Below are 15,376 nucleotides of genomic sequence, written 5' to 3'. Positions count from 1 at the left end.
GGTTGATCTCTGCCGGCCTACAATCGACCCGACGCGCACCGCCAACCATGAAATGGCTCACACTGGGTCGCGTCCGCCGATCGGCTCGCGGCATCGGCCCGTGTTTATCTGTCCTGCGAGACCGTGGGTTTTGCGGTCGACGGGTCTCGGGTGTATAATTTCGCTGTTCAGTCGGCGGCCGAAATCGGGCTCGGCTGCATGGGGCGACACACCAGCCCTTTGAGGAGGGAGTGCTATGTCATTCCTTCATCTGGACACGAAATATCCCTCGCGGTTCCTGAGCGATTGGGGCGTACCCATCGTCGCCGCCATCATCATTCTGTTCTCGGTCTACTTGATGATCTGAGGCGTCCCGAAGATGGCGGAACTGGTTGTTTTGAGGTCCGCGTGCGACCGGAGGCGATCTGCGCCGGCCGAACTGAAAACTGCCATGTCGGCAATCGCTGAAACGGGCTTGCCGCGAGGCATTTCCCGCTTGCCCCAACAATACATGTAAGTTTCGCATTCCTGTAACAAAGCTGCTAGCATCAGCTTGTCGTTCTCAGTATGACAGCTGCACTTTGTTGTCGGCTGGAGCGGTTGGAAGGCGGATGGGTTACGTGTCAATCAACATGCCGAGGTAGTGACTTTGGCTCAACGGCAAAAACAGATCGCGTCACAGGAAAACGAGGAGCGGAAACTCCGCTATCTGGTCGTTCATGACTGGATCCTCGATTTCATTGCCACGAACAATTTGAGCGGCGGCGACAAATTGCCGAGCACGACTGAACTCGCCAAGTTGACAGGCGTCAGCCTGATCTCGGTGCGTCATGCGCTGGACAAGCTGGAACATTCCGGCCGGATTCACCGTCATCAGGGCATCGGGACCTTCGTCGCCAGGGATCGCATCGTCAGCGAACCCAGTCGGGCTGGGCGCCTTCTGGAAACGCTTTCACCTTCGGGCAGCGGGCCTGAGCTTGCCACGGAACTGCTCGGCATCAACATCGGTTCGCCCAGCCCCGAGATCGCCAAGGCGCTGTCGATCGAACTCGGCCAGCCGGTCTGGGAGATCATCAGGCGGCGCAGCTTTCGGACAACCCCGGCGATCCTGGAACAGGCGGTGTTGCCGCTCAGCCTCGTGCCGGCGATCGACGACAAGGATCTCGAAGCGGGCGACTCGCTTTATGCCTTGCTTGCCGAACGCTACGGCCTGCGGGACGACTATGTCGAACAATCGCTGGAAGTGGACAGGCCGACACCCACCGAGCGCGAGATACTCGACCTCGGTTCGCGCGACCAGGTCGTGCGCATCAGGGGCGTTTCCTTCACCGCCGACGGCAAGGCCTTCGATTGTTATCAGCAGACCTACAAGGCCTCGGATTTCGTATTCTATACGTCCGGGTCGGGAAGCCGGCACCTGCTGCAGCCAACCGACATGAAACAATGGGTGGTGCTGCCACTGCATGGCAGCAAGCGCTCGGTTCTGCCGGTTGCGAAGAAGTCGTCCGGGCGCTCAGGCCGTTAAATCGGCCAGCGCGGACCGTTCCGGATCAGGATGGGGAATGCTGGCCAGCAACGCGCGCGTATAGGGCGCCTTGGGCGAACCGACGACCGCTGCAGCGTTGCCTTCTTCCACGATCCTGCCTTGATGCATGACGGCGATGCGGTCGGCGTAGTGAACCGCTGTCGACAGGTCGTGCGTGATCATAAGGATACCCATTTTGGAATCCGTGCGCAGCTCATTGAGCAGTTCGAGCACGCCGGCGCGCACTGATACGTCGAGCATCGAAACCGGCTCATCGGCCAACAGCAGTTCCGGCTTGAGCACGATGGCGGCTGCAATTGCAACGCGTTGCCGCTGACCGCCGGAAAGCTCATGCGGGAACCGGTTGAGATAACGTTCGACGGGCGTCAGCCCGACGCGTTCGAGAGCCGCGCAGATCAGCATCTCGCGCTCCTTCGCCGTGAGGCCGATGCCATGAACACGCAACGGTTCCTCGACCGTGGAGCGGACGCGATAGCGCAGGTCGAGCGACTCGTAGGGATCCTGGTAGATCATCTGGACATGGCGTCGAAGCGGTCGCCAATGGCGGCTCTTGAGATGAGTGACGTCGTGGCCGTTGATACGAATGGAACCGCTGCGCGCCTTGATCATGCCAAGCACGGCCTGCAGCGTCGTCGTCTTGCCGCTGCCGGATTGGCCGACAAGTGCCACCATCTCGCCGCGGTCAACATGGATCGAGACGTTCTCGACGGCGGCGGGGATTTGAGGGTCTTGCCCACGTATCATGTCGCGGAAGGTGCGGGCGCGTGGGTATGATACGGTGATATCCCGCACGTCGAGCAGGGGCGAGGCACTTGGTGCCTTGTCCGGCGCCGCTGAACCGCTTTGGTTCGCCTTTGCCGCCGAGAACACGTCAGGCGTCGCCTCGAAAAGCTTGCGAGTGTATTCGTGCTGGGGGCGATGATAGAGATCGCCAACCTCTCCCTGTTCGATCACTTCGCCTTTCAGCATCACGGCCGCGCGGTGGCAGCTCTGGGCGACGACGGCGAGATCGTGGGTGACGAGCACAAGCGCCAGGTTCAGCTCCTTGCTGAGCCGCACCAGCAGCTTCATCACCTGATCCTGCACCATCACGTCCAGCGCGGTCGTCGGTTCGTCGGCCAGCAACACCTTGGGTTCGCAGGCCAGGGCCATCGCGATCATGGCGCGCTGGCGCATGCCGCCGGAAAGCTGATGCGGAAAGCGCCCGGCGTGATCCGCAGGTATGCCGACCAGTTCCAGAAGCTCACCGATCCGGCGCGCCATGGCGACACCGCGCGCGACACCGTGCATCTGCATGGCCTCCGCGATCTGCCAGCCTATGGTCTTGACCGGATTGAACGCACTCATCGCGCCCTGGAACACCATGGCGATGTCCTTCCAGCGGTGGGGGGCGATGCTTGCCTCGCCGTTCCGCAGAATATCCTGTCCGCCAAGCAGGATGCGGCCGGACACTTCCGCGTTTGCCGGCAAAAGTCCCATGGCGGCAAGGATGGTGGTTGTCTTGCCGGAACCGGATTCGCCGACCAGTCCAATGCGCTCGCCAGGTGCGAGTTCGATGTTGACGTTCTTCACGACATGAAATTCGGCGCGGCGGCCGCCGGCATTGGTGCCGAACCAGATATTCAAGTCCTGGATTGCGAAGGCGCTGCTCAACCTGGAGTTCCTTGTCATATCGCGTCCGGTCCACGGCCGACGAGCGGGCGCAGTTTCCAGCCATGCAATGAAAGATATGAGACCTTGAGCCGTGGGTTCAGCCCGTCTTCGATGGAGCGGCCGAGCATGTAGCAGCCCATGATCAGCACGGCGACGGCAACGCCTGCCGGGACGATCGCCCACCAGGCGCCGCTGCTGACGGCCGCACGGTCGAAGGCGTGCTCCATAATGGTGCCCCAGGTGATCGCCGTGGGGTCCGAAAGGCCGAGGAATGCGAGCGCGGTCTCGTTGAAGATGGCGACTGTGATGGCCAGCACCGTGTTGGCGACAAGAAGCGGCCCGATCTGCGGGATGATGTGGCGCATGATGATGTGGAGATGGCTGGCGCCCAGCGCCTCGACCCGCTTCACATAGACCCGTTCGCGCAGGCTCTTGACCTGGGCGCGGATCAGTCGTGCCGTGCTGGTCCACATCAGGGCGCCGATGACGATGATGACGTGAGACAGGCTCGGCCCCCACACCGCGGCGATCACGATCATCAGCACGATCTGCGGGATGACCAGGAAATAGTCGGTGATGCGCATCAGAACAGTATCGACCCAACCGCCGAAATAGCCCGAAAGAACGCCGATCGTGGCGCCGATGCCGATGGCGATCAGTGTCGCGATGGCGCCGACGATCATGGAAATGCGGCCGCCGCGCAACACAAGGCTGAACACGTCGATGCCGCCATCGTCGCAGCCGAACCAGTGTTGCCAGGAAGGCGGCTCGAAAACGGCGCATGTCGCTTCATGGACGCTGTAAGGTTCGATCAGCGGCGAAATGAGCGCGAGCAGAACGAACACGGCAACGATGGCCGAGCCCACCAGTGCCGCGGGTTGATGCAGCACATCGTTCAACATCGGCCAGAAACCGAGACGCGTCTCGGTTTCTGGGGCAGTGGCCCCAGGCAGGGAAAGGGTCATGTCGTTATCCGGGGATCAAGCTTGTAGTAGATGAGGTCGGCGATCAGGTTGAAGGTGATCACCACGACGGTGATGGCGAGGAACCCGCCCTGCAGCATCGGATAGTCGCGCTTGAGCACCGCAGTGTAGAGCGCGCGGCCGATACCCGGCCATGAGAAGATGACCTCGATCAGGATGGAGCCGGTGACGACCGCACCGAGCGACATTGCCACCATGGTGACGATGGGCAGCATGGCGTTGCGCAAGGCGTGCGCGCGGATGAGCCGGTGGCGCGGCACGCCCTTGGCCTTCGCCGTCAGGATATAGTCCTCGCCCAGCGTTTCCAGCATGGCGGAACGGACGATAAGCGCATTCTCGGCGAAGAGTGTCAGCGCCAGCGTCGCCACCGGCAGGATCATGTGTTTGAGCGTGTCGAGAAAGACATCCCACTGCGAACCGCCGATGGCGAATGGGTCGCTCATGCCTGCGGAAGGCAGGACCCCGGCGAAGATGATGAGAAGCATCATGCCCAGGAATTGCGTTGGGAACGCGTAGAACAAGACGGCGATATTGGTGCTGAGGTGATCGGTCGCGCTGCCCCGGCGCACGGCGGAAATCACGCCGACGAGGCCGCCCATCATCAGCGCCAGGACCGTTCCCGTCGCCACCATGGGGATGGTGTTGCCAAATGCCTCGATCAAATTGTCGAGCACGGGCTGACGGTTCATGTAGGAAACGCCAAGATTGCCGTGCAGCGTCTGTTGGAGATAGAGCAGATATTGCTCCCAAATCGGCTTATCGAGGCCGAACTGCGCGGTAAGCGCCTGCTTGAGCGCCGGGGATGCGTTCGGCACACGCGATATCTGGCTAATAGGCCCGCCAGGAAGGACGCGGAACAGGATAAAGTTAAGCGTCAGGGCAACGAAAACCGTGACCACAGCGAAAACGATTCGCTTCCATACAAAGGCCGAACCCCGCAATGCCTCGCTCCTCCCAAGCACCTTGACATGCACTTATCATACTCAGTAGCCTGAATATGAAGCAAGTACCCATTTTGGGGATTCTTGCATCTCGGGAGATGACAATGAAAAAGAAGCCTCACCAGAGTTGGAACATGCGTACCCTAACGTTTGCCGCAGCGGTCGCCGCCGCGACGGTCTTTCAGGCGCCGTTTACGCCAGCTGCCTCCGCGGCCGAGATCCTGCGCATCGGCGCCACGCAGCCGATCGACTCACTCAATCCATTTGTCTCGGATTCAGACTACAGCTCGGTCATGTACCAATATGTGTACCCACATCTGACCGAATATGATGCCAAGCTGCAGATCGTGCCATCGTTCGCGACCAAGTGGGAGGTGTCGGAAGAAGGCAAGGTCTGGACGTTCCACACCATTCCGGGAGCAAAATGGTCGGACGGCGAGCCGCTGACGGCAAAAGACGCGGCCTTCACCTTCAATATGATCCGCAAGTTTCAGACCGGAACTACAGGCAAACTGGCCGGCTGGGTCGCCCACATGGCGGATGCCCAGGCTTCCGACGACAACACCCTGGTGCTCACCTATAAGCTGCCGGTCGCCAATGTGCTGACGCAACTCCAGGCGCTTCCTATTCTCCCGCGGCATGTGTGGGAGCCCCTCACGGAAGGAAATGGCGAACAGATATCGACCTTCCCCAACACGGCACCGGTTGTGGCGGGTGGTCCCTTCGTGCTGACCAAGCACGACAATGAGCAGATTGCGCTCTTCGCTCGCAATCCGAACTGGTGGGGTAAGAAAAAGCCGGTCATCGACGGTTTCGGCCTGCAGTTCTTCGCCAATGACGATGCCATGATCACCGCCCTCGTGACCGACAAGCTCGACATGATTGGCGAGCAGACACCACCGACTGCCGTGGAGACCCTGAAAAAGGCCGGCATGACGGTGCTGAGCGGGCCGAGCGTTGGAATGAAAACGCTCATCATCAACACCAGCCCGGACAAGCCCAAGAACCGGGAACTGCTTGATCCGAAGGTGCGCGAAGCGCTGGAATACGCCATTGATCGCGAGACTATCGACAAGATCGTCTGGCTCGGGTTCTCGGCGCCCGGTTCGACCATCGTAGCACCGGCAACCGGCTTCCACGACGAGGCGATCAAGCCGCTGCCCTATGATACCGACAAGGCCAACGAAATCCTGGAGGGCAAGGGGTTCAAGAAGGGGGGCGACGGTATCCGGGTCGTGGACGGCAAACGCATGTCCTACGAAGTGATCTTCCCGACGGAAGAGAATGGCACGGGCGATCGCGCTTTCCAGATCATCCAGGCCGGCTTCAAGAAGATCGGCATCGAGGTAACCCAGCGCAAGATGGATCCAGGTGCGGCCACCGAGGCCATTCACGCGCCTGAGGCCAAATACCTTGATTACGACTTCGCGATGTGGAGCTGGGTGCCGCCGGTGGAGCCGGACTTCATGCTGAGCATCGTTACCTGCGGGGCGCGCGGCGGAAACAGCGACAGCGGTTACTGCAACGCCGACTACGACAAAATGTATCTGAAGCAGGGCACGCTGCTCGACAAGAAGGAGCGGTTGGCCGAGATTTCGGCGATGCAGAAGCACATTTTCGAAGCGCGTCCTTACATCGTGCTCAACTATCCAAACGTCATCGAAGCCCACAGCCCGAAATGGGATGGTTTCGTGCTTTCGCCTCTGGTCGGTTCGGTCAACAATCTGTCGACTGAGACGCTGATGAACGTCCACAAGGTGAAATAAGCATGATCGAGGTGCGGCTCAGCAGCGACCGTGCGGTCCTTAAGAATGCGGACATCCTGGTGATGCCCGCATTCGCCGGGCCCCACGGCCCGGAGTTTGCCGACGCCGGGCTGTCCGGCAGTTCGGCGCATGGTCAATCCGTCGCCATGCTGCGTCGCGACGGTCTGTTCAAGGGCACGTCCGGCCAGCTTTCGGCGCTGCTGGTGCCCTCGCAGGACGGACCGGCCGTGCTTGCGGTTGGCGTCGGGTCGCGGGAAGCCTTCACCGCAAACATCCTGCGCGAGGCCTTGATGCCCGCGGCGCATTTCTTGCGGGACAGGGGGCGATGTGTCGTCAGCCTGGACGGGCTCGGTTCAGACCAGGCCTCGATAGCGCGAGCTGCGGCGGAAGCTTGCCTGATCGGTACCTATGACCGGTCTGACAAGGCGGAGACGGTCGTCGACCTGCTGGCGACCGGCGCCAACGTGAAACGCGGCTTCGAGATTGGCAGGGTCGCGGGCAGGGCGGTCAACTGGGTGCGCGACCTTGTCGAGACGCCGGGCGGCGATCTCATCCCGGAGCGTCTGGCGCAGGTGATTGCCGAACGCGCGCAGCAGTTGGGCATCGATGCCGAGATATGGGACGAGGCGGAACTCGCCAAACGCGGCTTCGGAGCGACGCTGGCGGTGGGCCGCGGCAGTTCCAACAAACCGTTCGTGTTGTGTCTCAATCCGGCTCGGTCGAAGGCGCGGTTGGGATTGGTTGGCAAAGGCATCACCTTCGATTCCGGCGGCATCAACCTGAAACGCACCCTTCAGGAAATCGCCTGGATGAAGGCCGACATGGCCGCCGCTGCCGCGGTGGCTGGCGCCATTTTCGCGGCGGCGGAAATTGGCCTAGACCCGGACGTGACCGCACTGTTGCCGCTGGCGGAGAACATGCCGGGCGGTCATGCCTTGCGCCCCGGCGATGTCGTTCGTCATCCCGACGGACGGCGCACTGAAGTTGTCGACACCGATTGCGAGGGCCGCTTGGTGTTGGCCGACGCTGTCGCCTATCTGGCGCGCGGCGGGGTCGGTGAGATCATCGACGTTGGTACGCTGACGGACGGCGGTGGCGTTGGTCCCTTGCTGTGGGGTTGCTGGTCTACGTCGCCCTCCCTCGCGCAAGAGCTGGGTGGAGCCGGCGAGATCGCGGGCGAGCCGGGCTGGCACCTGCCGCTGCGAGTGGAATACGAGCGTCTGATTGAGTCGAGTGTCGCCGACATCGCTAATGCCCCGCTCTCGGTGCCCGACAGTGGTCAGTTAGCCGCCACTTACTTGCGGACATTTGCCGGCAATACGCCCTGGCTCCACCTCGACAATGGGTCGAGCGCCTATCTGGATCAGGGCTTTGCCCCCTGGCCTGTCGGAGCCACCGGCTCGCCGGTGCGGGCATTGTTGCAGCTCCTGCTCAGCCGCGCGGGTGAACAATGACATCTTCGGAAACCGTGCTGCGCCGGCTGCGCGAGCTGGCGCATGAGTTCACGCAACATTGGCCTGTGCCGGGCGGGATCATCGTCGCCGTTTCGCGTGACGCGACCCTGCTCGAGCTGCCCTTCGGCCAGGCCAATATCGACGCAGCCTTGCCCGTGGGACGCGATCATCTGTTTGCGATCGGTTCGATCAGCAAGGCCTTTGTCGGCCTGACGATCCTGCAGCTTGCCGGGGAGGGAAAGCTCGACCTCGACAAGCCCATCACCACCTATCTGCCCTGGTTCAGCGTCGGCTCAGACTATCCGATGTTTTCGCTCCGCCACCTGCTGAACCATTCCGCTGGATTGCCGGCTGGCACGGACTCGTTGCCGGACGAACTCGGTCAGGGGTGGTGGCTGAGGGAGCTATCGACCGGTTTTGAGCCCGGAACAGCCTTTCACTATTCCAACATCGGCTACATCCTGCTGGGGCTTGTCGTGTCTGCCGTAACCGGCAGGCCGACGGTGGAGGCGTACAGGGAAAGACTGCTCGAGCCGCTTGGAATGGCGGATAGTGTCGCCTGCATCTCCAACCGGGAGCGTCACCGCTTCGCCGTGGGCTATGCGCCGATGGCAGACGATCGCCCTTGGGTTCCTGGCGATGTCTTGGCGCCCGCGACATGGTTCGAAACCAACACCTCCGATGGAAACATCGCCGCGACCGGCCCGGATCTCGCGCGTTTCGTGCGTATGCTGCTCGGTGCCGGCCGCCTGGATGGAAGAGCGGTTGCCAGCGAGAATGCATACCAGCAGCTGACCGGCCTTCTGGCGCCGTGCGGCGAACCGATCGTGGAATTTCTGGCAGACGCCGGCGTCGAAAAGAGCGTCTATGGTCTCGGCATCAATGTCGAAACGATCAGGGGTGCTCGCTGTCTCACCCATGGCGGCGGCATGGTGGGTTACGCCACCTTCATCCTGGCAGACCTTGACCACGACGTCGGCATCGCCGTGTTGACCAACGCCAATGGCGACTGCCCGGCAGCGCAGGTGCTTGCCCGCGCCGCGCACGCATGGCTGACAGGCGCGGAAATGGAAATGCCGGCCACGGAGCTCGATCTGGATGTGCGCGATCCTCTCGCCTTCGAACCCGCGATGCTGGGCGATTTCTCTGCCCGCACGCCCGAAGGCGAATTGATAACGCTCACCTTTACAGTCGACGAGAACGGCAAGGTTTTGGTTTCGGGCAAGAGCGCTACGGCGCGCGTCTTCAAAACCTGGTCGACGCGATATGTCACTAATCATCCAGCCTTGAGCACGTTCCACCTGACCTTCGCTTCGACGCAGAATGGCGACGATCAAGAGGTCATCTGGAACTGCGGCCCGCTCGAACTGCGCCGCGTGCCGGCGCCGTTGACCAAGAGCGGCAAGGCTGCGCCCGCATGTGTTGGTCATTATCGCTCGCATTCGCCCTGGTTCACCAATTTCCGCATCGTGTCACGTGGCGGGCGGCTGTTCCTGATCGCGCCGGGCGGCGTCGAGGCACCTGGCGAAGACCTGGAACTGGTGGAGTTGAAGTCAAGTGTCTTTCGGATCGGGGCCGAACTCCATGCGCCGGAGCGCTTGGTGCTCGGACCAATGGTCGACGGCAAGATTGTTTCGGTGACCAGGGACGGCAATCGCTATTCGCGGACTTTCACCGATTGATCCAGGCCGGCGACGCCGCGATCGGCGGGCCGACCGTCAAAACCGATTTCTTTGTCTCCACGAATATTCGTTCCCGCATTGACAGCTCATCATACTCATTATAATAAGTATGCAAACTGTTCTCCAGGAGAGATTTTATGCCAGCATACAAGACGCCTTCGCGCACGACCCGGAGTCGCGACTATTTCGCTCGCTCCAGCGAGATCATCCCAAGCGGCGTCAACAGCACGGCGCGTGCGGTGTGGTCGGGCTGGGATCCCTATCCCCTGTTCGTCGACCGTGGCACCGGCTCGCATATCTTCGATGTCGATGGGAATGAATACATCGACTACCTGCTCGGGCTTGGGCCGATGATCCTCGGCCATCGGCCGCAGAAGATCACGGAAGCCGTCGTTGATTTTATCCAGAACCGCGGCACCGTCTTTGCCATGCCCGCCGCCGAGGAGATCACGCTCTCCGAAAAGATCATCGCCGCCGTGCCGGCGATCGAACAGGTGCGCCTGTGCAACACGGGAACCGAGGCGGTTCTTTATGCGGTTCGCCTGGCGCGCGCCTTCACCGGCCGAAAGAAGCTGATCCGCTTCGAGGGCATGTATCACGGGTTTTCGGATGGTGTTTACTGGAGCAAGCACCCGACCATCGAAACTGCCGGTCCCGACAAGGCGCCGAAGGCGATCCCGCAGGGGCCTGGCATGCCGGCCGGTCTCGACGACTCGCTCGTCATCCTGCCGTGGAACGATGTCGAGGCTCTGCGTGACGCGATCGCCCGGGAAGGGCACAATATCGCCGCCGTCATTACCGAGGCGGTCATGTGCAACACCGGCTGCATCCTGCCGGAGCCGGGTTATCTCGAGGCGATGCGGGACCTGACCGCCAAGGCGGGGATCATCCTGATCTGCGACGAGGTCATCACCGGCTTCCGGCTCAGCCTGGGCGGCGCGCAAGGCTATTATGGCCTGCAGCCCGACCTTTCCACCTTCGCCAAGGGGCTCGGCGGCGGTTTTCCTGTCGCGGCGCTCGGCGGCCGCAAGGACATCATGGCGCTCGTCGCCGACGGCACCGTCTCCATGGCCGGCACATATGCCGCCAACGGAATTGCCGTGACAGCTGCCAATGCGACGCTCGACCATCTGGCAACTCCCGGCCTCTACGATACGCTCTACGGGCGCTGCCAGAAATTGTTCGACGGGCTGGCCAAGGTGATCGCGGACAATGATATCCCGGCCTATGTGACCGGCGTCGGGCCTGTCATGCAGCTGTGGTTCGCCGACCAGCCGATCCGCAACTATCGCGACGCTGCCCGCCATGCGCGTCACGATGTGTTCCGGACGTGGTGGGAGGAGATGCTCGATCGCGGCGTTCTCTTCCACCCGGGTGCGTTCGAGAACCTGTTCATCTCCTTCGCCCATACCGACGACGACATCGCGCAAACGGTCGCCATCGCGGGCGAGGCGATGCGCGCGGTGAAGGCAAAACACTAAACTTACGATCCAGCGCCTTTTCATGCAGGCATGATGCTTGCAAAGCTGAGGCGCTGTTTCCTACCAGGCATCGCAATGAAGAACGATAACGTCATTCTCGGTATCGATCTTGGCACGTCGGCCATCAAATGCGTGGCGATGTCTGCCGCGGGACAGGTCGTCGCCACCGCCGAGGCGTCGTTCCCGGTGACACGGGAATTGCCGGGCCAGGCCGAGCAGAATCCGCTCGACTGGCTGGCGGCGATGGAGACGGCGATCAGGCAGCTTGGCGGGGGTGTCGCCGCGAGCGTCTCTGCCATTGGCCTGACCGGCCAGCTGCCCACTCTTGTCTGTATGGAAGGCGATCGACCGCTTGCCTCCGCGATCACCTGGATGGACAGTCGTGCCGACGCCTGGACGTCAAGCTTCCTCGACGAGGCGAAGCGGCGGATGATGTATGAGCGTACGGGCATGCCCATCGACGGGCGTTACCTCGCGCCGATGTTCCGCCATCATCTCGACTGTTTCGGCGGTAGTGTCGGGTCGATCCTCTCGGCCAAGGACTTCCTGCATTTCGCATTGACCGGCGAGCTGACGACCGATCCGTCGACAGCCGCGGGTTATGGGCTCTACGATCTGGACGCGAAGACCTGGTCGCAGGAGTTGTGTGCCATTTGGGGTGTCTCCGAAGCCCTGTTGCCCGTCATTGGGCCGGCCCGCTCGACCAGCCCGCTCACGGCTGACATGGCCGCTCGTCTCGGTCTGCACTCCGGATTGCCGGTGACGGTCGGTTGCGCCGACTCCGTCGCCAGCGTCCATGCCATGACCGGCTTGGAAGAGGGCACGGTTTGTGTCACCACCGGTTCCAGCACCATCATCATGGACAATCTGCGCAAGTCGTTGCGCGATCCCCTGCGGCGTTATCTTTTGACGCCGCATGTCGTGGACGGCGTGTTCGGCCGCGAAATGGACCTGCTCTCGACCGGCACGAGCTATCGCTGGCTGAACGACCTTCTCGGCTGGGACAACGGGCGGATCGACACGGCCGCCGCCGCTTCGCAGGCCGGCGCCAACGGCCTGATGTTCGCACCCTATCTCGCCGGCGGCGAGCAGGGGGCGTTGTGGAATCCCAATCTGCGCGGGGTCCTGCATGGCCTGACGGTGCAGCATGGCGCGCATGATATCGCCCGCGCCTATTTGGAGGGCGTGCACTTCGAGATCCGGCGCTGCATCGACATTCTGGCGGAGACTTCGCGGATCGAGAGCGTCGTTCTGGCGGGCCATGCCGTTTCCCATCCTTCGACGCGGCAGATGTTGGCCGATATCCTCGGTCGCCCGGTGACGACCTACGACCATTCTTCTCCGGCCGCGATTGGCGCCGCGCTGCTGGCTGCTCCGCAGGAGGGTCGCCCGGCATCACTTAGCGCAAGCGTGGTGACCCCTTCCGCCGCTTCAACCGACTACGAAAAAATCTACAGGCGCTATTCAGCGCTCTTCCCCACGATTGCCGAGGCATCCGACTGATATGACGAAACTGGACGTGACCTGGGCGGCAGATCGCGCCGCGATGGCGGAGCTTGCCGCGGATTATGTTTGTGCCTCGCTGGCGGACGGCTCGGCAACGAGCCTCGCCCTGCCGACCGGGGATACGCCGATCGGAATGTACAAACATCTGGTGGAACGCTGCCGCCGCGGCGAAATCAGCTTCAGCAATGCCGAACTGTTCAACCTAGACGAATATACGGGCATGTCGCCCAACAACCCGCGCAGCTACCACGCCTTCATGCGACGGCATCTTATCGATCATATCGACGTGCCCGCCGAGCAAGTTCATCTGCTTCGCGGGAATGTCGCCGATCCCGCCGAGCAATGCCGCGACTTCGACCGCGCGATTGCCGCCGCTGGCGGCATCGACCTTGCCATATTGGGGCTTGGAGCCAACGGGCACATCGCCTTCAACGAACCCGGCGTGTCGTGGGAGCTCGACACCCATGTCGTCACGCTCGACGAAAAGACTCGGCACGCCCACAGGCCGAACTTTCCCGATGAGGCCAGCGTGCCAAGCACCGGCGTGACCATGGGCGTCAACACGTTGCGTTCCGCAAGGAAAGTGTTGTTGCTGTGTGCAGGTGAGAGCAAGCGCGAGGCGTTGGCTGCTCTGCTCGCCGGTCGGGAAGATCGTGCCTGGCCGGTCACCAGCCTGCTCGGACACACCGATTTGTCGATCTTGGCGGAAGCGGCGTTGATGCCGGCCTCAAAGCAATTTGCCTGAAGCGCGCTCGGCATTCTGCCAGGTGACAAGAATAGAACAAAGTGGGAGCCGAACATGACCTGGACTGGTGTCTTTCCTGCGGTGACAACCAAGATGGATGCTTCGGGTACGATCGATTTCGAAGCAACCCAGGCCAGCCTCGATCGGCTGATCGGCAACGGAGTGTCCGGTGTCATCGTGCTGCCAATGTTGGGTGAAAACGCGGCGCTGACGCAGGCCGAGCGCGATGCGGTCGTGCGCGCCGCCAAGGAAGTGGTCGCCGGGCGCGTGCCTCTGCTTTCCGGACTGGCGGAACTGTCCACGGACAACGCGATCGCCGCCGCCCGCAACTATCAGAAATTGGGCGCGGAGGGCTTGATGGTATTCCCCAGCCTCGCCTACCGCACCGACCGACGCGAAACCGCAGCCTGGTACAAGGCCGTTGCGGGAGCAAGCGATCTTCCGGTGATGATCTACAACAACCCTCTCGCCTACAAGGTCGACGTCGATGTCGAGACCCTGAAGATGCTGGAGGATGTTCCCGGCATCGTCGCCGTCAAGGAAGAGACCGGCGACATCCGGCGCGTGACCGACCTCTTCAATGCGTTCGGCGACCGTTTCGATATCTTCTGCGGCGTCGACGATCTTATCCTGGAGAGCCTGGCGCTGGGCGTTGTGGGTTGGGTGTCAGGCATGACCAATGCCTGGCCCGCCGAATGCGTGAAACTGTTCGAGACAGCGAAGCGCGGCGATTTCGCCTCGGCATTGCCGCTCTATCGCCTGCTGACGCCGGCGTTTCATCTCGATACTGACGTCAAGTTGGTCCAGTACATCAAGCTCGCCGAACATCTGGTCTACGGCGCTCCCGAACACGTTCGGCTCCCACGGTTGCCTGTCGTCGGCGAGGAACGTGCGAGAGCTGAGGCGATCATCAGCGATACGATCGCGTCCCTGAAAAAACGCAGCTGATCGATCTTCCGACGGCGCGGAGCGACACAGCGCGAACACATTATGCCAGAGGCGTCAGGCTGAAACCTGGCGCTGTCGGCGCGTGTTTTTCCGTCTCCATATACCTAGGTATATCGGGCAGAACCCAACGTATAGCGATCTGACGAAACCAGATACTGGCGCAACGTGCTGCCAGGGAGTAAGCCGGCAATTGTCAAACGGACGGGATGCGTCCCGCCGGGACCAACAGGAACAACGAACCATGCCAAGCGACAGTAGTCGAGAGAGCACGCCGCTGCGGTCGCCCGGTCGGGTCTAGTTCCTAGTCTCACCCGCGACGCCTGCAGTGGCGCGCCATTGAGGTGAGACATGAAAATCACAATCTTTGCCCATCGCTGCATCCGGGCCATCGCACGTCTTTGCGGTGGCGTCGGATATGCGGCGCACCCAGCCCACAGGCAAACCGCTGAGATCATCCGGCTTCCGGCCGCGCCCACCCGGCGCGTCGCCCGCGGACCGGTAATCCGTTGGCGGACAAACCCCGTATCCGGCCGGCTCGAATGCCGCTGGACCGTTGTCACCAACGCGCCTGTCGACAGCGCCGAGACGTCGCGCTTTGAGCGTTTCGGTGCCATTCTCGACGACCGTCAGCGCGCCCATGCATGGGACTGAGACCTTGATCAGAACCTTGCACATCTATCTGCCCGACAGAC

General features: G+C 62.0%; 12 protein-coding genes. 9 read left to right on the top strand and 3 right to left on the bottom strand.

The annotated features are described in order from the left end of the window. Positions 1-628: 628 nt before the first annotated feature. A complete protein-coding gene (locus FZF13_RS02135) occupies positions 629-1,504 on the top strand; it encodes a GntR family transcriptional regulator (protein ID WP_024926455.1) in 876 nt (291 codons plus the stop codon). On the opposite strand, the gene FZF13_RS02130 is transcribed toward FZF13_RS02135, so the two are convergent. From FZF13_RS02130 to FZF13_RS02120, 3 genes are read right to left on the bottom strand one after another with little or no spacing between them, the layout of a single operon-like run. Then, complete coding sequence (locus FZF13_RS02130; protein WP_036255332.1) at positions 1,493-3,178, bottom strand: dipeptide ABC transporter ATP-binding protein; 1,686 nt, start codon at positions 3,176-3,178, stop codon at positions 1,493-1,495. The two genes, FZF13_RS02135 and FZF13_RS02130, sit on opposite strands and share 12 nt — an antisense overlap. Positions 3,179-3,192: 14 nt before the next feature. Then, entirely contained in the window at positions 3,193-4,143 is a 951-nt protein-coding gene (locus FZF13_RS02125; RefSeq protein WP_024926457.1) for an ABC transporter permease, read from the bottom strand. Next, positions 4,140-5,060, bottom strand: a complete 921-nt coding sequence (locus FZF13_RS02120) for an ABC transporter permease (RefSeq protein ID WP_244431377.1) — start codon at positions 5,058-5,060, stop codon at positions 4,140-4,142. Before FZF13_RS02120 ends, FZF13_RS02125 begins: the two co-directional genes overlap by 4 nt. Before the next feature lie 146 nt (positions 5,061-5,206). Between FZF13_RS02120 and FZF13_RS02115 the strand changes: the two genes are divergently transcribed. From FZF13_RS02115 to FZF13_RS02080, 8 genes are all read left to right on the top strand, one after another. Beyond that, positions 5,207-6,868 carry an ABC transporter substrate-binding protein gene (locus FZF13_RS02115; RefSeq protein ID WP_036257095.1) on the top strand — a complete coding sequence of 554 codons (1,662 nt, stop codon included), beginning with the start codon at positions 5,207-5,209 and terminating at the stop codon, positions 6,866-6,868. 2 nt (positions 6,869-6,870) lie between these two features. Then, positions 6,871-8,322 carry a leucyl aminopeptidase family protein gene (locus FZF13_RS02110; protein WP_024926460.1) on the top strand — a complete coding sequence of 484 codons (1,452 nt, stop codon included), beginning with the start codon at positions 6,871-6,873 and terminating at the stop codon, positions 8,320-8,322. Continuing rightward, positions 8,319-10,004: a serine hydrolase domain-containing protein gene (locus tag FZF13_RS02105; RefSeq protein WP_024926461.1), complete on the top strand. Its 1,686-nt coding sequence runs from the start codon at positions 8,319-8,321 to the stop codon at positions 10,002-10,004. The genes FZF13_RS02110 and FZF13_RS02105 overlap by 4 nt, the downstream gene beginning before the upstream one ends. A 137-nt stretch (positions 10,005-10,141) precedes the next feature. Then, on the top strand, positions 10,142-11,485 hold the full coding sequence (locus FZF13_RS02100; RefSeq protein ID WP_024926462.1) for an aspartate aminotransferase family protein: 1,344 nt from the start codon (positions 10,142-10,144) through the stop codon (positions 11,483-11,485). A 75-nt stretch (positions 11,486-11,560) separates the two neighbouring features. Further along, positions 11,561-12,988, top strand: coding sequence for a xylulokinase (locus tag FZF13_RS02095; RefSeq protein WP_024926463.1), 1,428 nt, complete (start codon positions 11,561-11,563; stop codon positions 12,986-12,988). A gap of 1 nt (position 12,989) precedes the next feature. Then, positions 12,990-13,736 carry a glucosamine-6-phosphate deaminase gene (locus tag FZF13_RS02090; protein WP_024926464.1) on the top strand — a complete coding sequence of 249 codons (747 nt, stop codon included), beginning with the start codon at positions 12,990-12,992 and terminating at the stop codon, positions 13,734-13,736. Between the two features lie 54 nt (positions 13,737-13,790). Next, a complete protein-coding gene (locus FZF13_RS02085) occupies positions 13,791-14,684 on the top strand; it encodes a dihydrodipicolinate synthase family protein (protein WP_024926465.1) in 894 nt (297 codons plus the stop codon). A gap of 348 nt (positions 14,685-15,032) precedes the next feature. Then, the gene (locus FZF13_RS02080; protein ID WP_024926466.1) at positions 15,033-15,335 is read left to right on the top strand and encodes a hypothetical protein; all 303 of its coding nucleotides are present in this window, start codon (positions 15,033-15,035) and stop codon (positions 15,333-15,335) included. Positions 15,336-15,376: the final 41 nt, after the last annotated feature.

Source organism: Mesorhizobium terrae (assembly GCF_008727715.1).
Taxonomy (GTDB): Bacteria; Pseudomonadota; Alphaproteobacteria; order Rhizobiales; family Rhizobiaceae; genus Mesorhizobium; species Mesorhizobium terrae.
The sequence above is the reverse complement of the archived record's forward strand: the minus strand, read 5'-3'. Positions and strand labels throughout refer to the sequence as shown.

Excerpts from the sequence above, each read along its gene's own strand:
- FZF13_RS02105 (WP_024926461.1), top strand. The coding sequence starts at position 8,319 with ATGACATCTTCGGAAACCGTGCTGCGCCGGCTGCGCGAGCTGGCGCAT.
- FZF13_RS02090 (WP_024926464.1), top strand. The coding sequence starts at position 12,990 with ATGACGAAACTGGACGTGACCTGGGCGGCAGATCGCGCCGCGATGGCG.
- FZF13_RS02110 (WP_024926460.1), top strand. The coding sequence starts at position 6,871 with ATGATCGAGGTGCGGCTCAGCAGCGACCGTGCGGTCCTTAAGAATGCG.
- FZF13_RS02125 (WP_024926457.1), bottom strand. The coding sequence starts at position 4,143 with ATGACCCTTTCCCTGCCTGGGGCCACTGCCCCAGAAACCGAGACGCGT.
- FZF13_RS02095 (WP_024926463.1), top strand. The coding sequence starts at position 11,561 with ATGAAGAACGATAACGTCATTCTCGGTATCGATCTTGGCACGTCGGCC.
- FZF13_RS02085 (WP_024926465.1), top strand. The coding sequence starts at position 13,791 with ATGACCTGGACTGGTGTCTTTCCTGCGGTGACAACCAAGATGGATGCT.
- FZF13_RS02100 (WP_024926462.1), top strand. The coding sequence starts at position 10,142 with ATGCCAGCATACAAGACGCCTTCGCGCACGACCCGGAGTCGCGACTAT.
- FZF13_RS02115 (WP_036257095.1), top strand. The coding sequence starts at position 5,207 with ATGAAAAAGAAGCCTCACCAGAGTTGGAACATGCGTACCCTAACGTTT.
- FZF13_RS02080 (WP_024926466.1), top strand. The coding sequence starts at position 15,033 with ATGAAAATCACAATCTTTGCCCATCGCTGCATCCGGGCCATCGCACGT.